A 17,663-nucleotide genomic window follows, 5' to 3' on the forward strand; every position below is an offset into this window, starting at 1 on the left:
CGTCATGAGCGCAGCCGCCGACGGCTTCCGCATGCCCGCCGAGTGGGCCCCGCACGAGCGCACCTGGATGGCGTGGCCGTGCCCCAACCCGACCTTCGACGACCCCTCGGGCCTGGACGAGTCCCGCCTCGCCTGGGCGAACGTCGCCCGTGCCGTACGCCGCTTCGAGCCGGTCACCGTGGTCTGCGGACCCGCGCAGTCCGCGTACGCGAGCGAGCTCCTCGGCCCGGACATCGAGGTGGTGGAGCGGGAGCTCGACGACGCCTGGATGCGGGACATCGGGCCGACCTTCCTCACCGACGGGAAGGGCCGTCTTGCCGCCGTCGACTGGACGTTCAACGGCTGGGGCGCCCAGGAGTGGGCCCGCTGGGACCACGACGCGAAGATCGGCGCGTACGTCGCCGACCTCGCCGGGGCCCGGACGTACCCCTCGACGCTGGTGAACGAGGGCGGCGGCATCCACGTCGACGGCGAGGGCACCGTCCTGCTCACCGAGACGGTGCAGCTGGGCCCCGAGCGCAACCCCGGGTGGACCAAGGAGCAGGTCGAGGCGGAGATCCACGCCCGCCTCGGCACCACGAAGGCGATCTGGCTGCCGCGCGGCCTCACCGCCGACTATCCCGGGCACGGCTTCGGCACCCTCGGCCACGTCGACATCGTCGCCGCCTTCGCCGCGCCCGGTGTCGTCCTCGTGCACGCCCAGCGCGACCCCGCACACCCGGACTTCGAGGTCAGCAAGGAGGTCGTCGCCGCCCTGACCGGACAGACGGACGCGCGCGGCCGCACCCTGCGGATCGTCGAGGTGCCCGCCCCGACCGTCCTGAAGGACGACGAGGGCTGGGTCGACTACTCCTACATCAACCACTACCTCTGCAACGGCGGCGTCGTCCTGTGCGCCTTCGGCGACCCCCACGACGAGCTCGCCGCCGGCATCTTCCGCGGCCTCTTCCCCGACCGTACGGTGACGCTCGTCGACGCCCGTACGATCTTTGCCGGGGGTGGTGGCATCCACTGCATCACCCAGCAGCAGCCGAAGGTGTGATCAAGGAGAACGCAATGGCAGGCCAGGCCCGCGCGCGGAAGAACGCCCCACCGCGCGAGGACGTCCTCGCCGCCGCCATGGAGATGATCGCCGAGCGCGGCCTGGAGAAGCTGACCATGGCCGCGCTCGGCCGTGAGGTCGGCATGAGCAGCGGCCATCTCCTCTACTACTTCCGCACCAAGGACGAACTGCTCCTGCGCACCCTGGAGTGGAGCGAGTCCGCGCTCGGCGCCGAGCGCGGACGGCTGCTCGCCCGGCAGGGCACGGCCCGCGAGCGCCTCGACGCGTACGTCGACCTGTATGTACCCGACGCCCCCGGCGACCCCCACTGGACGCTCTGGCTGGAGGTCTGGAACCGCTCCCTGAACGCCGACGACGACGAGCGCGACCGGCAGGTCGCCATCGAGAGCGCCTGGCACCGCGACCTGGTGGCGCTGCTCGCCGAAGGCGTGTCGCGGGGCGAGTTCCGCGCCCTGGACCCCGACCGGTTCGCCGCCCGGCTGCGGGCGCTGCTCGACGGCTTCTCCATCCATGTGGCGATCGGCCTTCGCGGCACGGGACGTGACCAGATCCTGGGCCACGTACGGGAGTTCCTCGACGGAGCGCTCGGCTCAGGATCGTAAGACCCGGAGAACCCCGTCTAGGTTGTACGCATTTCTGCGGATTGTGTGTTTCCTGGTGGTGCGCTTGTATCCCCGTGGGCCCTTGGTCCATCCGCACCGAACTCTGATCAACCACGGGGGAATTGAGCATGCACAGCACCAAGCGCCGCGCCGCGCTGGCCGCCGCCGCACTCGTCGCGGCGGTCACCGCCACGACGTTGCCCGCCGCCTTCGCCGCGCCCGCCGCCGACGCGCCCCGCACCGAGGGCGTCAGCGTGACGGCCGAGGGCAAGGCCGCCGACGACCGCTCGGCGGGGGCCGTGATCAGCCGCAACGGCAGGTACGCCGCCTTCGACTCCGCCGCCACCGACCTGGCCGCGGGCGACGCCAACGGCCAGAACGACATCTTCGTACGCGATCTGCGCACCCGGAAGACCGAGCGGATCACGCTCGAAGGGCGCGACGTCAGGAGCCCCTCGCTGAGCGCCGACGGGCGTTACGTCGCCATGATCACCAGCCCGGCGGACGCCTACTCGGTGACCGACGTCCGGCTCTACGACCGCAGGACCAAGAAGTTCGAGCGCCTCGACGTCGAACTGCCCGACGGCTACCCCGGGGACAGTGCGGGCGGTGTCTCCCTGAGCGCGAACGGCCGCTACGCCGTGTTCAACACCGACGGGCCGCAGTTCGACGGCACGGCGGTCTTCCTGCGCGACCGGAAGACCGGCACCACCGAGAAGGTCAGCCACCCGTACACGGGCGGCGACGGGGAGCGCAACGCCCACTCGCCGACCGTCAGCGACGACGGCCGGCGCATCGCGTACGCGACCTCCTTCGTCAACGGCCCGCGCGGCGACGACTGGAGCGACCTCTGGGTGCGCGACCGCGGGACCGGAAAGGTGACGCAGGTCGACCGTTCCCACGACGGCTCCAAGACCGAGAAGGAGTCCCTGGACGTGTCCATCAGCGGCGACGGCCGCACCGTCGTCTTCGAGTCGCGTGACACCCACCTCGTCCCGGACGACGACGACGTCGCCTGGAACGTCTTCGTGCACGACCTCGCGTCCGGCGAGAACCAGCGCATCCACGGCACCCAGGGCGGCCCCGGCGAGGCCTACACCCGCTCGCCCGCCATCAGCGCCGACGGCCGCCATCTGACGTTCATGTCGGAAGTCACCGAAGCCGGTTCCGAGTACGGCAAGGAGTGGCCCGTCTACCTGCGCGACCTGAAGAAGGGCGGCACCACGCTGCTCACGCCGGACACCACGGGCGGCGCGGCCTCGGCGAAGGTGGCTCCCGGCGGCATCTCGGCGGACGCCCGCCGCATCGCCTTCCTCAGCGGCGACGCGACCCTGCTGAGCGGCGACACGAACGACGGCTACGACGCCTTCGTGCGCCACGTGCGCTGACGCCTCACCGCCGTGCGGGCGGCGCGTCCCACGCGCCGCCCGCATCGAGGTGTCCCATGACGTCCACGTACGCCCGCATCGTGAGACGGGGCAGCGCGGTGTGTGCGGCCTGTGGCAGGCTGCCACCGTGCTCTCGTTCGCCATGATTATTGGCAGCAGGCGCGCCGGTCCGCAGTGACCGTCTCGTACCACCATGTACGGGCGGACACCGTCGTCTCTCAGACCCGCGCGCAAACCTCTCGTACCCACGAGGGGTTTTTTCGTTTCCTGGCCCAACATCAGCCGGACGCGGAGCGCGGGGGATCATTGAGGCGGTGGAGCCGGTCATTCCGGTAGACCGAGATCCGACACAGGAGCCAGATCAGCATGACGGAAACCAGCACACCCGACGATTCGTTCCACGTCTTTGACACCACGCTGCGCGACGGCGCGCAGCGCGAGGGAATCAACCTGACCGTCGCGGACAAGCTGACCATCGCCCGGCACCTGGACGACTTCGGCGTGGGCTTCATCGAGGGCGGCTGGCCGGGCGCCAACCCCCGCGACACCGAGTTCTTCGCCCGCGCCCAACAAGAGATCACCTTCCGGCACGCCCAGCTCGTCGCCTTCGGCGCCACGCGCCGCGCCGGTGGCTCGGCGGCCACGGACCCGCAGGTCAATGCCCTGCTGGAGTCCGGCGCCCCGGTCATCACGCTCGTCGCCAAGGCCCATGACCGGCACGTCGAGCTCGCCCTGCGCACCACCCTGGAGGAGAACCTGGAGATGGTGCGCGACACCGTCTCCTACCTCCGCGACCAGGGGCGGCGCGTCTTCGTCGACTGCGAGCACTTCTTCGACGGCTACCGCGCCAACGCCGAGTACGCGAAGGCCGTCGTCCGCACGGCCTGTGAGGCGGGCGCCGACGTCGTCGTCCTGTGCGACACCAACGGCGGCATGCTCCCCGCCCAGGTCAAGGCCATCGTCGGCACCGTCATCGCCGACACCGGCGCACGGCTCGGCATCCACGCGCAGGACGACACGGGGTGCGCGGTCGCCAACACCCTCGCCGCCGTCGACGCCGGCGCCACCCACGTGCAGTGCACCGCCAACGGCTACGGCGAGCGGGTCGGCAACGCCAACCTCTTCCCCGTCGTCGGCGCCCTTGAGCTCAAGTACGGCAAGCAGGTCCTGCCCGAGGGCGCGCTGCGCGAGATGACCCGCGTCTCGCACGCCATCGCCGAGGTCGTGAACCTCACCCCCTCCACCCACCAGCCGTACGTCGGCGTATCGGCCTTCGCCCACAAGGCGGGCCTGCACGCCTCCGCGATCAAGGTCGACCCGGACCTCTACCAGCACATCGACCCGGACCTGGTGGGCAACCGCATCCGGATGCTCGTCTCGGACATGGCGGGCCGTGCCTCCATCGAGCTCAAGGGCAAGGAGCTCGGGATCGACCTGGGAGACGACCGGGCGCTGGTCGGCCGGGTCGTGGAGCGGGTCAAGGAGCGCGAGCTCAGCGGATACACGTACGAGGCCGCCGACGCGTCCTTCGAGCTGCTCCTGCGCGAGGAGGTCGAGGGCCGGGCGCGCCGCTACTTCCGCGTCGAGTCCTGGCGGGCCATCGTCGAGGACCGCCCCGACGGCACGCACGCGAACGAGGCGACCGTGAAGCTGTGGGCCAAGGGCGAGCGCATCGTCGCCACGGCGGAGGGAAACGGCCCGGTCAACGCGCTCGACCGCTCGCTCCGTGTCGGCCTGGAGCGGATCTACCCCCAGCTCGCCAAGATGGAGCTGGTCGACTACAAGGTCCGCATCCTGGAGGGCAAGCACGGCACGTCGTCCACGACCCGGGTGCTGATCTCCACCAGCGACGGTGACGGCGAGTGGTCGACGGTGGGCGTGGCGGAGAACGTGATCGCCGCTTCGTGGCAGGCGCTGGAGGACGCCTACACCTTCGGTCTGCTGCGGGCCGGCGTCGAGCCGGTGGAGTAGTCGCCGAACATCTGTGTGGTCACGGACCGCCGTCGGGGGCCCGGCTGAGTTAGCTTCGAAGTATGAGCAATGGGGCGAAGCGAATATTTGTCGCGCTGTCCGGGCTTCTCGTGTCCCTGGGTGCCGTGTCCTTCACGGCGGCGCCCGGGGCCGCGGCCGCCACCAGTGTCCCGGCTGTGGCCGACGCCTGGGAGAAGAGCCCGGTGTACGTGGATCCGGCCGCCTCGGACCAGCTGTCCGGGGCCGATGCGGATGCCATCGCGGAGAAGATCAAGGACGCCGACAAGCCCGTCTTCGTGGCGGTGCTGCCCTCGGACTTCCCCAAGCAGGACCTCTTCCAGAAGCTGCGCACCGAGACCGGCGTGACGGGTGTCTACGGGATCCGGCTCGGCGACGCGTTCGACGCCAAGGCCGATGAGCAGGTCCTGAGCAAGGCGGCCGTCTCGAACCTCGTCACGACGTACGGGGACGAGGCCGACACCAAGACCCAGCTCAACGCCTTCGTCGACCAGGCGGTGAAGGACGCCCGCGGCTCGGCGCCGGCCTCGTGGGACGCCGGCGGCTCCGACAGCGGCACTCCCGTCGGCGCGCTGATCGGCGTCGGCGCGGTGCTCGTCGCGGGCGGCGGTGCCGCGTACGCGGTGGTCCGGCGCAACCGGCGGCGCAAGGCCGAGGAACAGCGCGTCGCGCTGGAGAAGCTGCGGGTCGTGGTGGACGAGGACATCACGGCGTACGGCGAGGAGCTGGACCGGCTCGACTTCCACCCCGCCGAGGCCGGTGCGGACGACACGATGCGCGCGGACTACGAACGGGCCCTCGACTCGTACGAGAAGGCGAAGTCGTTCATGGCGGCGGCGGAGCGGCCCGAGGAGGTACGGGCCGTCACGCAGTCCCTGGAGGACGGCCGCTTCTCGCTCGCCCTGCTCGCCGCCCGACGTGAGGGCCGGCCGCTGCCGGAGCGCCGCGCCCCCTGCTTCTTCGACCCGCGGCACGGCCCGTCGGTGAAGGACGCCCAGTGGGCGCCGCCGGGCGGGGCCGAGCGGACGGTCCCGGTGTGCCTGGCGGACGCGACGCGCCTCGCGGACGGCGAGGAACCGATGTCCCGGACGGTGGCCACGGAGTCGGGGGAGCGGCGGCCGTACTGGGAGGCGGGCCCGGCGTACGGACCCTGGGCCGGCGGCTACTTCGGCGGCGGCATGCTGCCGGGCCTGCTGGTCGGCACGATGCTGGGCAGCATGATGGCGAGCCCCGCGTACGCCGCGGACTACGGCGGCGGTTACGGCGACTTCGGCGGGGGAGCGGGCGCCGGGTACGAGGGCGGCGACTACTCGGGCTCGGACTTCGACCCCGGCGACTTCGGAGGCGGCTTCGGGGGCGGGGACTTCGGCGGGGGTGGGGGTGGTGGGGACTTCGGGGGAGGCGGGTTCTGAGGGGTTGACGGCACCGGGGCTTTGCGAGACGATACGTATCGTCTCAGCTAAATGTCCGTTGCTACGGAAGGTCCCTCATGCAGCCACAGCAGCAGTACGTCGATGCGGCCCCCGGCATCCGCCTCTGGACGGAGCGGCGTGGCGCGCCCGACGCCCCCGCGCTGCTCCTGGTCATGGGCGCCCAGGCTTCGGGTCTCGGCTGGCCCGACGCCCTGGTCGACGAGCTCGCCGCCCGCCATCAGGTCATCCGTTACGACCACCGGGACACCGGCCGCTCCACGACCACCTTCGACGAAAACCCGTACCCCATCACCGACTTGGCCAGGGATGCCGTGGCGGTCCTGGACGCCTGGGGAGTGGAGCGTGCGCACCTGGTGGGCATGTCCCTCGGCGGCATGCTGACCCAGCTGGTCCTCGCCGACCACCCCGAGCGCGTCCTCAGCGCCACGCTCATCGGCACCTGCGCCCTCAGCGAGACCCCGTACGTGGCACCGGACGGGACCAGCGTCCCCGTGGGCGAACTCCCCGGCATCGCCCCGGAGGTCCTGGAGATGTGGTCCCGCCCGGTCGAGGACACGGGAATCGAGGGCGAGCTCGACCGCAGGGTGGAGCACTGGCGCGTCCTGAACGGCCGCCAACTCGACGTAGAAGACGCGTACTTCCGCGACCTCGAACGCCGGATCATCGAGCACACCGGCACCCACGTGGCCTCCACCGCCCACGCCCGCGCCGACGACTCCCACATGGTCCGCACCGACGAACTGGCCCGCACGAAGGTCCCCACGCTCGTCGTGTCCGGCCCGGCCGAGCCGGTGTTCCCGCCCCCGCACCCGCACCACCTGGCACAGGTCATCGGCGGTGGCAGCGCGCACGTGGTGGAGATCGCGGGCATGGGCCACGCGCTGCCCCCGGCGGTCCAGGGCCCGCTCGCCAAGGCGATCCTGGCCCACACGGACTCCGTCCACACCTAGGGCGCTACCGTCCGTACCGCCGTTCCGCCGCCGCGTGCCACCAGCCGGGCGGCGAGGGGCCGACCACGCGAGAGGCAGGCTGGGTCGGGTGCAGACCCAGCGGGCGCAGGGCGTCGGCCCGGACATGGATCACGAAAGAGCCGCGCCAGCGACCGTCGGGACCGGGGCCGCACATGAGGTCCCAGTACACCTCTTCCGGTGTGAACGGCATCCAGTCGATGCCCCGCTCACGCAGTCAAGCGCGGACGGCCGCCGGGGGCCGCGGGCGTCCGGACGCGTTCTCGTACGACGCGATGGTGATCCACTCGTGCTGGTCCGGGTCCATGCGGTCATGGTGTCAGATGCCCCAACTCCGTTCCGCACCCCGTCAGTTCGGCGGAGAGCCGCCACAGGCGCGCCGCCGCATCGGGGTCGGTCGCCCACGGCTTGACGCCGCCGATCAGCATGTCGTCCGTCAGGGCGGGCTCCGCCACATCGCAGTCCTGGCAGTACGCGCCGCCCCGCGCGTCGAGCAGCGGTGACGTCGCCGCCCACACCGCCGTGGCCGCACCCTGCGCCGGGGTCTTGAAGCCCTGCGCGGGTGTGCCGTCGGCGCTCATCCAGCCCTGCGCGATCTGTTCCTCACGGGGGATGTGGCGCTGGAGGGGCGTGAGAATGCTGCCGGGGTGTACGGAGAAGGCACGCGGGCCGCTGCCCGCCGTGCCCAGGGAGTCGAGGTGCACGGCGAAGAGCGCGTTCGCCGTCTTGGACTGGGCGTACGCGAGCCAGCGGTCGTAACCCGCGTCGAATTGCGGGTCCGTCCAACGGATGTCGGAAAGAAAATGCCCGGACGAGGCCACCGACACCACCCGTGCGGCCGTGCCCCGACTCAGCGCCGGGTAGAGGCGGTTGACCAGAGCGAAGTGGCCCAGGTGATTGATCGCGAAGTGGGACTCCCACGCGCCGCCGGGGCCGACACGGGCCTCTGGGCAGGCCATGACGCCCGCGTTGTTGACGAGGATGTCGAGGGTGCGGTGGGCGGCGAGGAATTGTTCCGCGAAGTGCGCGACGCTGCCTTGGTCCGCCAGGTCCATCGCCCGCACCTCCACGCGGTCCATGCCCCGCATGGCCTCCTCCGCGACACGAGGCCTGCGCGCCGGGACGACGACGCGCGCGCCCGCGTTCGAAAGTGCCCGGGTGATCTCCAGGCCGAGCCCGGAGTAACCGCCGGTGACCAGCGCCGTCCTGCCCGAGAGGTCGATCCCGTCGAGCACGTCGTCCGCCGTAGTGAGCGGGCCGAACCCGCTGCCGATCCTGCGCTGTCGCTCCTGCTGTGTGGTCATGTGCGCGACGCTAGAAGCTGGACCGCGCTCTAGGGCAAGGTGAGGTGGTCCGGTCGGTGGGTTCCACGAGAGGCGGGGACGACGTGAGCGAGCACGGCACGACGAACACCAACTGGGCCATCCTCGACGACGCACACGCGGCACTCCGCGCGGCCGTTCGGGGCGTACCGGCAGGGGACTGGGAGCGCCCGACGCCCTGCGCGGAGTGGAACGTCACCCAGGTCCTGCAGCACGCCGCGGGAGACCAGCTGGGCTACGCGTCGGCCCTCACCGGAGGCCCCGGCCCGGAAGAAGACCCCTTCGCCCCCTCCGGCAAGCTGACGGATTCCCCGGAGGCCCTGCTCGAACCGGCGCTGACGGCGGCAGCCGAAGCCTGGGCGGCGGTCGACGAGGCGTCGCAGGAGGTACGGGTACCGCTGCCGCCCGGCACCATGACGGCCACCCTCGGGGTCGGCGCCTGCGCACTGGACGCGGCGGTCCACGCCTGGGACCTAGCGGTGGCCACAGGCCAAGGTTCCCCACTCACCGACGAGTTGGCCCGCCCCCTGCTGGAAGTGGCCCACCAAATAGTCGAACCCCTCCGAGCCTTCGCTTTCGCACCACAGGTAGAGCCATCGCAGAACACCGAACCCGAGAGCGAAACAGCAGCGCTACTACGTTACTTGGGCCGCAACCCAACGTGGCCGTAGCGCAAAAGCAGCCGAGGCTACGCACGCCCCAACAAACGAACCCACCCACCCCAAATCCCGAACGCCCCAACCCCACCTACCCGCCCACCCCAAGTCGCGTACGAAAGCAACGAACCCACCCACCCCACCCCTGTTACGCGGGGTAATCGGGTGGGTGGGTGGGCAAGCATCCGTCGCGAAGCGGCGGCCCAGAAACCGCCCAAGGCTCAGGAGCCAGCAAAGGTCAGGAGCCAGAGCGAATCGCCGAAATGTCAAAGCGCAGCTTGATCTTGTCCGAGACCAGCACCCCGCCCGTCTCCAGCGCCGCGTTCCACGTCAGGCCCCAGTCCGAGCGCAGGATCTCCGCCTTGCCCTCGAAGCCGACCCGCTCGTTCCCGAAGGGGTCGGTGGCGGAGCCGTTGAACTCCAGGTCGATGGAGAGCGGCTTCGTGGTGCCGAGGATCGTCAGGTCACCGGTGATGCGGTAGTCGTCGCCGCCCAGCGCCTCCGCCTTCGTGGAGCGGAAGGTCATCTCGGGGAACTCCTCCGTCTTAAAGAAGTCCGCGCTTTTCAGGTGACCGTCACGGTCGGCGCTGCCGGTGTCGATGCTCTCCATCTGTACGTCGATGGAGGCCGTCGACTGACCGGGGTCCGTGCCGTCCAGGTGCAGCGTGCCGGCGACGTCGGTGAAGGAACCCTTGACGTTCGTGACCATGGCGTGGCGGGCGACGAAGCCGATCGACGTGTGCGAGGGGTCGATCGCGTAATCGCCGGTGAGGGCGGCAAGCTCCGGGCTGACCGGGGCGATGGCCGTGGCGGTGGCACCGGCGGAGGAGGACGAGGTGACGGTTTCGTTCTTGCGGCCGAAGAGACCCATGACTGCTCCTTGGGGACGAGCTACGGGCGGGAGGCCCGAGCTGCGAGCTACGGGGGATGAACCTGTTGAATGTTCAACGAGATTGACTCTAACGCGATTCAGTTCAACATTCAACCTATAGCTTTGCGTGGTGCACCACTCACTCTCAGCACTCACGCCTCACCCGCCCTGTGAGCTGTCTCTCACGCACCCCTTTGTGGAATCCCTACAGCCGCAGACCGCCCTGAGCAGTCACTTCGCGCGTACGGCGAAGGGCTTCTGTTCGGGGGTGCCAGGAAAACGGGCCGGAGACTGTGCAGAGTCGACGGTCCGTTTCTCTAGGTGCACTTCGTAAGGTCACTACATGACCGTTTTGGACGACACCGCTTCTTCTCCCGAAGGCGAGCCCACCGACGCACGCGGCCGCGTGGCCGAGCTGCACGCGATCCGTGCCGAGGCGCTGCGCGGCCCCAGCGAGAAGGCGACGAAGGCCCAGCACGCCAAGGGCAAGCTGACCGCGCGCGAGCGGATCGAGCTGCTTCTGGACGCGGGGTCGTTCCAGGAGGTCGAGCAGTTGCGCCGGCACCGGGCGACCGGTTTCGGCCTGGAGGCGAAGAAGCCGTACACCGACGGTGTCATCACCGGCTGGGGCACGGTCGAGGGCCGCACGGTCTTCGTGTACGCCCACGACTTCCGCATCTTCGGCGGCGCCCTCGGCGAGGCCCACGCCACGAAGATCCACAAGATCATGGACATGGCCATCGCGGCCGGTGCCCCGCTGGTCTCCCTGAACGACGGCGCCGGCGCCCGTATCCAGGAGGGCGTCTCCGCGCTCGCCGGCTACGGCGGCATCTTCCAGCGCAACACCAAGGCCTCCGGCGTCATCCCGCAGATCAGCGTGATGCTCGGCCCGTGCGCGGGCGGCGCGGCCTACAGCCCCGCCCTGACCGACTTCGTGTTCATGGTCCGCGAGACCTCGCAGATGTTCATCACCGGACCGGACGTGGTCCGCGCGGTGACCGGCGAGGAGATCACCCAGAACGGCCTGGGCGGCGCGGACGTGCACGCCGAGACCAGCGGCGTCTGCCACTTCGCGTACGACGACGAGGAGACCTGCCTCGCCGAGGTCCGCTACCTCATCGCGATGCTCCCCTCGAACAACCGCGAGAACCCGCCCACCCACGACTCCGACGACCCGGCGGACCGCCGCTCGGAGGTCCTGCTCGACCTGGTCCCGGCCGACGGCAACCGTCCCTACGACATGGCCAAGGTCATCGAGGAGCTCGTCGACGACGGCGACTTCCTGGAGGTCCACGAGCGCTGGGCGCGCAACATCATCTGCGCCCTGGCCCGCCTGGACGGCAAGGTCGTGGGCATCGTCGCCAACCAGCCGCAGTCGCTGGCCGGTGTGCTGGACATCGAGGCCTCCGAGAAGGCGGCCCGCTTCGTCCAGATGTGCGACGCCTTCAACATCCCGATCGTGACCCTCCTGGACGTCCCCGGCTTCCTGCCGGGCGTCGACCAGGAGCACGGCGGGATCATCCGGCACGGCGCCAAGCTCCTGTACGCGTACTGCAACGCCACCGTGCCGCGCATCTCGCTGATCCTGCGCAAGGCCTACGGCGGCGCCTACATCGTCATGGACTCCCAGTCCATCGGCGCCGACCTCACCTACGCCTGGCCCACCAACGAGATCGCGGTGATGGGCGCCGAGGGCGCCGCCAACGTCATCTTCCGCCGGCAGATCGCGGCCGCCGAGGACCCCGAGGCCATGCGGCAGAAGATGGTCAAGGAGTACAAGGCCGAGCTCATGCACCCCTACTACGCGGCCGAGCGCGGCCTGGTCGACGACGTCATCGACCCCTCCGCCACCCGCGAGGTACTGATCAACTCCCTCGCGATGCTCCGCAACAAGCACGCAGATCTGCCGTCACGCAAGCACGGCAACCCCCCGCAGTGACCACGCAGTAATTCCTGCAGTAGCCCACAAGGAGAACGCTGCACATGAACACTCCCGACATCCGCGTCGAGAAGGGCCACGCCGAGCCCGAGGAGGTCGCCGCCATCACGGCGATCCTGCTGGCCCGTGGCGCCGCCGCCACCGCGCAGGCCCCCACGCCCCGCCGAGGCCGCGACAAGGCCGGCTGGCGCCGCCTGGAGCGCTCACCCGGCTTCCGCGCCCCGCACAGCTGGCAGGGCTGAGCCCCAGCCGCCTGACGGCACACGTCGAAGGCCCCGGTACTCCTCGGAGTACCGGGGCCTTCGCGGCGTATGGGGGAGAACCGCTAGCGCAGGCGCGCCATCAGCGCGTGCTCCACGAGCGTGATCAGCCCGCTCTTGGCGTCGGCGCGGTGCCGCGCGTCCGTCGTGATGATCGGGGTGTCCGGGCCGATCTGCAGCGCCTCGCGCACCTCGTCCGGCGTGTACGGCTGGTGGCCGTCGAAGCCGTTGAGGGCGATGACGAAGGGCAGGCCGGAGTTCTCGAAGTAGTCGACGGCGGGGAAGCAGTCGGCGAGCCTCCTCGTGTCGACCAGGACCACCGCGCCGATGGCGCCGCGGACGAGGTCGTCCCACATGAACCAGAAGCGGTCCTGTCCGGGCGTACCGAAGAGGTACAGGATCAGGTCCTGGTCCAGGGTGATGCGGCCGAAGTCCATGGCCACCGTGGTGGTGGTCTTGTCGCCGGTGTGGGTGAGGTCGTCGATGCCCGCGGAGGCGGACGTCATGACGGCCTCGGTGCGCAGCGGGTTGATCTCAGAGACCGCCCCGACGAACGTGGTCTTGCCCACGCCGAAGCCGCCCGCCACCACGATCTTCGCGGAGGTGGTGGAGCGAGCTGTTGCTCCGCCGCTAGAGCTTGCGAAGTCCACTGAGCACCCTTTCGAGCAGTGTCACGTCTGGCTGGCCGCCGGCGGACTCGTCGCCGCCAGGCTGATGGATGGCGACAAGTCCGGCCTCCGCCAGGTCGGCTACGAGGATTCGGGCGACGCCGAGAGGAATGGTGAGAAGTGCCGAGATCTCAGCGACTGACTTGATCTCGCGGCACAGATTGCAGATCCGCTGATGCTCGGGCAACTGGCCCTGCAACTGGTGCGGTTGGGCGGTGGTGTGCACCAGCGCCTCGATGGCGAGCTGGTACCGGGGCCTGGTGCGTCCGCCCGTCATGGCGTACGGGCGCACCAGGGGGTTGCTCGCAGCGGGCGCCGACTCGGGCGCGCGTCGCTGTGGTTGCACTGGCTGGATCCTGGGGGTGTGAGGCTGCTCGTACGGGCTCTGGCGGGGGCCCGGCTGCTGCGGCTGCTGGTAAGGCCTGCGGTGCTGGCTGGGTGCGGAGGGGAAGTTGTAACGGTTGGGCGCCCCGTCGTGCGGTCCCTGCCCCTGGCCGTGACCAGGCGACCAGTTGGCCGATGACGAACCGTCCGGGGGTGTTCCTGAGCCTGCCACGTACTCCTCCTCCGACTGTGCCGGGCACCATCATTCTGGAGCCGCGTCCCGAAACCTTACGGCCACGGGACGCGAAAACGCACCGTACGTCTACTAGTTGAGAAGGCTCCCCTGCAGCTCCGCACGCAGGTCGGGCGTGAGTACGGTGCCGGCACGGTCCACAAGAAGTGCCATCTCGTACCCAATGAGACCGATGTCCGCATCCGGGTGGGCGAGGACGGCCAGCGAGGAGCCGTCAGAGATGGACATGAGGAAGAGAAATCCTCGCTCCATCTCCACAACGGTCTGGGTCACGGAACCGCCCTCGAAGATCCGGGAGGCCCCGGCGGTGAGGGAGGTCAGACCGGATGCGACGGCCGCGAGCTGGTCGGCCCGGTCGCGGGGGAAGCCTTCGGACATCGCCAGAAGGAGTCCGTCGGCGGAGACCACCACCGTGTGGGACACCCCAGGGGTGTTGTCCACGAAGTTGGTGATCAACCAGTTCAGGTTCTGCGCCGCCTGGCTCATCGGGCTCACACTAACGCTCCTGGTTGTAGGTGCTGTCAGGGCCGAGGCCCTGGCCATTCGTGGTGTCACTGCCTGCGCTGCGTCCCCGCTGGACGCCGCGGCGCAGGTTGCTCAGCCGACCCCGAACGTCCTCGGGGTCGCGGGAGACCTGAGGGCCGCCCTGTGGGGTCTGTTCCGCCGTGCCCTCGACCAGATTGGCCTTGGGCACCCGCTTCGGGAGACCGGACGGGGTGACGCCACCCGCCTTGGGCTCCTTCAGCGACTCGGCGCGCAGCCAGCGGTCGTCGTTGGACGACGAACGCCAGTTGCTCTCGCTGTTGCCGACATTGTTCCCGAACGCGTCGCCGGAGGTGTTCCCGAACGCGTCGCCCATCGGGGCCGAAGCGCTGTCGTTGCCCGTCGCACCGGTGGACCCGCGGCGCGGGAGGCCCGCGGCGGTGGTGTCGTGGACTGCGGACGGGACCGGTCCGGGACGCTCGAAGCCTACGCGCTCGGCGCCGTTCGCGGGAGCCGCCGGACCGGATTCCGGTTCCGGAGAGTACTCGGCCTGATACGCACCCGAGTTGTTCTCGTATCCGTCGTTCGACGGCCAGTCGTCCTGGTGAGAGCGGTCGGGGTAGGCCGCGAACGGCTCGGAGACAGCACCCGTACGAGCGGCGTGATCGTCGTGACCGGCCTCCGTATAGGGGGCGCCCTGGTATCCGTCGCGCGCCGGGTAGTACGCGTCGTCGTACGCCGGCTGCGCGGCCTGGCCCTGGTTGTACTCGTCGTACGCCGGGGCCTGCTGGTCGTACCCGGGCTCGTAGTTGCCCTGCTGCTGCTCGAAGCCCTGCTGCTGCGGGGATATCTCGTCGCGGAAGAGCGGGCGGCCGTCGGTGGACTGCGCCTGCGCCTCCAGGGCGGCACGCCGCTCCTCGCGCATCAGCGAGCGGCCGACGGGGTCGAGGTCAGCGGGTTCGACGGCGTCGCCGTTGTACCGGCTGTCGTCGAAGCCCAGTTCGGCCGCCGTACGCATCGGCTGGTGGTTGAACGCGGGCTGCTCCGGGGCCTGCTGCTCCGGCATGATCGAGGAGACCGTGAACTCGGACTCGGGCAGCTGGTGATCGCCGCCGCCACCGTGCGTGATCCCGTCGGGGAGCATGACGAGCGACGTCGTGCCGGCCTGCTCGCCCGAGGGACGCAGCTGGACGCGGATGCCGTGCCGGTCGGAGAGGCGCCCGACCACGAACAGACCCATGCGCTGGGAGATCGCGGCGTCCACCGTCGGCGGGTTGGCCAGCTTGTGGTTGATGTCCGCGAAGTCCTCGGCGGTGAGGCCGATGCCCTTGTCGTGGATCTCGACCATGATGCGGCCGTCGGGAAGACGGGTCGCGGTGACGCGGACCTTGGTCTGCGGCGAGGAGAACGTGGTGGCGTTCTCCAGGAGCTCGGCGAGCAGGTGCACGAGGTCGGTCACGGCCAGGCCGTGGATCTCGGCCTCCGGGACACCGGAGAGCTCGATGCGCTCGTACTGCTCCACCTCGGAGGAGGCGGCGCGCAGCACGTCGACCAGCGGGACCGGCTGGTCCCAGCGGCGGCCCGGCTCCTCGCCGGAGAGGACCAGGAGGTTCTCGCCATTGCGTCGCATACGGGTCGCCAGGTGGTCCAGGCGGAAGAGGCTCTCCAGCTGGTCCGGGTCGGCCTCGTTGTTCTCCAGGTCCGTGATGAGGGTCAGCTGGCCCTCGATCAGGGACTGGTTGCGGCGCGAGAGGTTGGTGAAGATCGCGTTGATGTTGCCTCGCAGCAGGGCCTGCTCGGCGGCGAGCCGGACGGCCTCGCGGTGCACCTGGTCGAAGGCGCGGGCGACCTCGCCGATCTCGTCCGTGGAGGAGATCGGGATGGGCTGCACCCGGGTGTCCACGCGTCCGGGGTCGGTGCGCGAGAGCTGGTCGACCAGCATCGGGAGGCGCTGTTCGGCGATGCCGAAGGCGGCCGTACGCAGCTGGCGCATCGCCTTGGACATCTGGCGGGCCATCATCCCGGCCAGGATGAACGCGGCGAGCAGCGCGATCACGACGATGGCGCCGGTGATGTACGCGTTGCGCTGGGCGTCGGAGGCGATGTCCGAGGCCTCGGTCACCGCCTTGTCGGCGAGGTCGGACTCGATGGTCCGGTACGCGTCGAACTTGGCGGATGTCGTGGCCCACCAGGCTTCCTTGGTGACGCCCTTGCCGGCCAGGGTGACGCGGGCGCTGGGCTGCGTGCTCGGCAGCGTCGCGATGGCCGAGACCATGTCCTCGGCGGACGGCGGCGGGACGAACGTCTTGCCCTGGGCCTTCGCGGCGGCGGCGGCCTGCTTGGCCTGCTTCTCGCCGTCGGCCTTCAGCTTCTTCTTGGCGGCCTCGAGCTTGGCGACGTCCTGCGGGGTGCCACCACCGGTGTACTCCTCGATGGCGATGCCTTCGAGGTACGCGTACGAGGAGAGGGCCACCTTCTGCTTGCCGAAGCTGCTCGCGGTGGGACCCGGCTTGACCAGCAGGTGCATGCCGATGGAGCGCTCGAGGGAGAGCGCGGCCTTGGTCAGCGAGATGGCGTAGACGGTCCGGCCGTAGCTGGTGATGTTTCCGGTGCCCAGACCGAGCTCGTTGGCGAACTCCATCAGGGGGTGCTGGATGCCGACGTAGGCCTCTTCGGTCTGCGCGCCGGGAAGCTTGGAGGTGTACGCGGCCTGGCGCAGGGACTGGAGGCCCGGCTCGACCTTGTGGAAGCCGTCGAGGCGGCGCTTGAGGCCTTCCTTCTGCGGCATGTTCTCGGCGGCGGCGTCGAACTCGTCGGCGGCCTTGTCGGTGGCCTTGCGGGCCTTCACGACGGCCGGGGCGTTCTTCTCGCCGCGCAGCAGCGGCGCGGCGGAGATGTCGCGCTCTTCGATGAGGCGGTTGCCGTAGTTCAGCGAGGCCTGCACGAGGCGGGCCGTGTTCTCGGCGTCCTGGGCCTCGCTCCAGGTGTCGATCGAGCCCTTGACCTGGAAGCCGCCCATGACGAGGCCGACGAGCACGGGTATGAGGAGGATCGCGTTCAGGCGGGTCGGCACGCGCCAGTTGCGCGGGGACATTCTGCCGCCGGAGGGCGCCGGCGGTTCCATGCCCTGCACATCGGCGGGGGACGCCGCTGTGCGCGGCGGCGGGGTGAAGTTGCCCCGCGTGTCCCGCGTCTGCGGCGGTGCGGGGCTCGTCTTGCTTCGCCTCACTCGACCAACAACCTCTCGGCGGCGGGACCTACACCGGTCCCGCTGTCGTCTCCAAGGCCCGTGCTACTGGGCAGTTCAGCGCATTCCAGCACGTCAGGGGGTCCTCTACCAAACAGTGGGAAGGGTAACTTCCGAGTGGTGTAAGCCTCAGATAAAACGGTCAAAAAGAGCGAGCCCCGCCAAAAGGCGGGGCTCTTGTGCGCGCAGCGACACCG

Annotated in this window: 16 protein-coding genes; 9 read left to right on the plus strand and 7 right to left on the minus strand. The window is 70.0% G+C overall.

What is annotated here, in order from left to right; translation table 11 throughout:
* Positions 1-4: 4 nt before the first annotated feature.
* The 6 genes from AB0I66_RS37115 to AB0I66_RS37140 all read left to right on the plus strand — a co-directional run bounded on the left by AB0I66_RS37115 (position 5) and on the right by AB0I66_RS37140 (position 7,425).
* A complete protein-coding gene (locus tag AB0I66_RS37115; RefSeq protein WP_363212477.1) occupies positions 5-1,042 on the plus strand; it encodes an agmatine deiminase family protein in 1,038 nt (345 codons plus the stop codon).
* Positions 1,043-1,056: 14 nt separating this feature from the next.
* A complete protein-coding gene (locus AB0I66_RS37120) occupies positions 1,057-1,665 on the plus strand; it encodes a TetR/AcrR family transcriptional regulator (RefSeq protein WP_363212478.1) in 609 nt (202 codons plus the stop codon).
* A gap of 128 nt (positions 1,666-1,793) precedes the next feature.
* Positions 1,794-3,053, plus strand: coding sequence for a hypothetical protein (locus AB0I66_RS37125; protein ID WP_363212479.1), 1,260 nt, complete (start codon positions 1,794-1,796; stop codon positions 3,051-3,053).
* A gap of 366 nt (positions 3,054-3,419) precedes the next feature.
* Positions 3,420-5,024, plus strand: coding sequence for a citramalate synthase (gene cimA, locus AB0I66_RS37130; RefSeq protein ID WP_363212481.1), 1,605 nt, complete (start codon positions 3,420-3,422; stop codon positions 5,022-5,024).
* 62 nt (positions 5,025-5,086) lie between these two features.
* Positions 5,087-6,454 (plus strand): hypothetical protein, encoded by a 1,368-nt coding sequence (locus AB0I66_RS37135; protein WP_363212482.1) that lies wholly within the window; start codon positions 5,087-5,089, stop codon positions 6,452-6,454.
* 77 nt (positions 6,455-6,531) lie between these two features.
* Positions 6,532-7,425 (plus strand): alpha/beta hydrolase, encoded by an 894-nt coding sequence (locus tag AB0I66_RS37140; protein ID WP_363212483.1) that lies wholly within the window; start codon positions 6,532-6,534, stop codon positions 7,423-7,425.
* Positions 7,426-7,429: 4 nt separating this feature from the next.
* Here the strand turns inward: AB0I66_RS37140 and AB0I66_RS37145 are convergent, their stop codons facing one another.
* The gene (locus AB0I66_RS37145; protein ID WP_363212484.1) at positions 7,430-7,636 is read right to left on the minus strand and encodes a hypothetical protein; all 207 of its coding nucleotides are present in this window, start codon (positions 7,634-7,636) and stop codon (positions 7,430-7,432) included.
* Positions 7,637-7,754: 118 nt separating this feature from the next.
* Complete coding sequence (locus AB0I66_RS37150; protein ID WP_363212485.1) at positions 7,755-8,747, minus strand: SDR family NAD(P)-dependent oxidoreductase; 993 nt, start codon at positions 8,745-8,747, stop codon at positions 7,755-7,757.
* A gap of 56 nt (positions 8,748-8,803) precedes the next feature.
* Here AB0I66_RS37150 and AB0I66_RS37155 point away from each other — a divergent pair, with 56 nt between their 5' ends.
* A complete protein-coding gene (locus AB0I66_RS37155; protein ID WP_363212486.1) occupies positions 8,804-9,436 on the plus strand; it encodes a TIGR03086 family metal-binding protein in 633 nt (210 codons plus the stop codon).
* A 223-nt stretch (positions 9,437-9,659) separates the two neighbouring features.
* Here AB0I66_RS37155 and AB0I66_RS37160 read toward each other — a convergent pair whose 3' ends face one another.
* Positions 9,660-10,292 (minus strand): YceI family protein, encoded by a 633-nt coding sequence (locus tag AB0I66_RS37160; protein ID WP_363212487.1) that lies wholly within the window; start codon positions 10,290-10,292, stop codon positions 9,660-9,662.
* A 343-nt stretch (positions 10,293-10,635) separates the two neighbouring features.
* Between AB0I66_RS37160 and AB0I66_RS37165 the strand changes: the two genes are divergently transcribed.
* A complete protein-coding gene (locus tag AB0I66_RS37165; protein ID WP_363212488.1) occupies positions 10,636-12,231 on the plus strand; it encodes an acyl-CoA carboxylase subunit beta in 1,596 nt (531 codons plus the stop codon).
* Between the two features lie 44 nt (positions 12,232-12,275).
* Positions 12,276-12,473, plus strand: coding sequence for an acyl-CoA carboxylase subunit epsilon (locus tag AB0I66_RS37170; RefSeq protein ID WP_363212489.1), 198 nt, complete (start codon positions 12,276-12,278; stop codon positions 12,471-12,473).
* 83 nt (positions 12,474-12,556) lie between these two features.
* On the opposite strand, the gene AB0I66_RS37175 is transcribed toward AB0I66_RS37170, so the two are convergent.
* The 4 genes from AB0I66_RS37175 to AB0I66_RS37190 form a co-directional block, all read right to left on the minus strand.
* Complete coding sequence (locus tag AB0I66_RS37175) at positions 12,557-13,141, minus strand: ATP/GTP-binding protein (RefSeq protein ID WP_190084708.1); 585 nt, start codon at positions 13,139-13,141, stop codon at positions 12,557-12,559.
* Positions 13,122-13,715 (minus strand): DUF742 domain-containing protein, encoded by a 594-nt coding sequence (locus tag AB0I66_RS37180; RefSeq protein WP_363212490.1) that lies wholly within the window; start codon positions 13,713-13,715, stop codon positions 13,122-13,124. The genes AB0I66_RS37175 and AB0I66_RS37180 overlap by 20 nt, the downstream gene beginning before the upstream one ends.
* A gap of 93 nt (positions 13,716-13,808) precedes the next feature.
* Positions 13,809-14,222, minus strand: coding sequence for a roadblock/LC7 domain-containing protein (locus AB0I66_RS37185; protein ID WP_135330751.1), 414 nt, complete (start codon positions 14,220-14,222; stop codon positions 13,809-13,811).
* 10 nt (positions 14,223-14,232) lie between these two features.
* A complete protein-coding gene (locus AB0I66_RS37190) occupies positions 14,233-17,448 on the minus strand; it encodes a nitrate- and nitrite sensing domain-containing protein (RefSeq protein WP_363212491.1) in 3,216 nt (1,071 codons plus the stop codon).
* Positions 17,449-17,663: the final 215 nt, after the last annotated feature.

The organism is Streptomyces sp. NPDC050439 (assembly GCF_040655335.1).
Classification (GTDB): domain Bacteria; phylum Actinomycetota; class Actinomycetes; order Streptomycetales; family Streptomycetaceae; genus Streptomyces.

Bases quoted from the DNA above. Each gene is read 5' to 3' on its own strand.
- AB0I66_RS37115 (WP_363212477.1), top strand. From the start codon at position 5: ATGAGCGCAGCCGCCGACGGCTTCCGCATGCCCGCCGAGTGGGCCCCG.
- AB0I66_RS37150 (WP_363212485.1), bottom strand. From the start codon at position 8,747: ATGACCACACAGCAGGAGCGACAGCGCAGGATCGGCAGCGGGTTCGGC.
- AB0I66_RS37145 (WP_363212484.1), bottom strand. From the start codon at position 7,636: ATGCCGTTCACACCGGAAGAGGTGTACTGGGACCTCATGTGCGGCCCC.
- AB0I66_RS37165 (WP_363212488.1), top strand. From the start codon at position 10,636: ATGACCGTTTTGGACGACACCGCTTCTTCTCCCGAAGGCGAGCCCACC.
- AB0I66_RS37120 (WP_363212478.1), top strand. From the start codon at position 1,057: ATGGCAGGCCAGGCCCGCGCGCGGAAGAACGCCCCACCGCGCGAGGAC.
- AB0I66_RS37140 (WP_363212483.1), top strand. From the start codon at position 6,532: ATGCAGCCACAGCAGCAGTACGTCGATGCGGCCCCCGGCATCCGCCTC.
- AB0I66_RS37125 (WP_363212479.1), top strand. From the start codon at position 1,794: ATGCACAGCACCAAGCGCCGCGCCGCGCTGGCCGCCGCCGCACTCGTC.
- AB0I66_RS37135 (WP_363212482.1), top strand. From the start codon at position 5,087: ATGAGCAATGGGGCGAAGCGAATATTTGTCGCGCTGTCCGGGCTTCTC.
- cimA (WP_363212481.1), top strand. From the start codon at position 3,420: ATGACGGAAACCAGCACACCCGACGATTCGTTCCACGTCTTTGACACC.
- AB0I66_RS37170 (WP_363212489.1), top strand. From the start codon at position 12,276: ATGAACACTCCCGACATCCGCGTCGAGAAGGGCCACGCCGAGCCCGAG.
- AB0I66_RS37185 (WP_135330751.1), bottom strand. From the start codon at position 14,222: ATGAGCCAGGCGGCGCAGAACCTGAACTGGTTGATCACCAACTTCGTG.
- AB0I66_RS37160 (WP_363212487.1), bottom strand. From the start codon at position 10,292: ATGGGTCTCTTCGGCCGCAAGAACGAAACCGTCACCTCGTCCTCCTCC.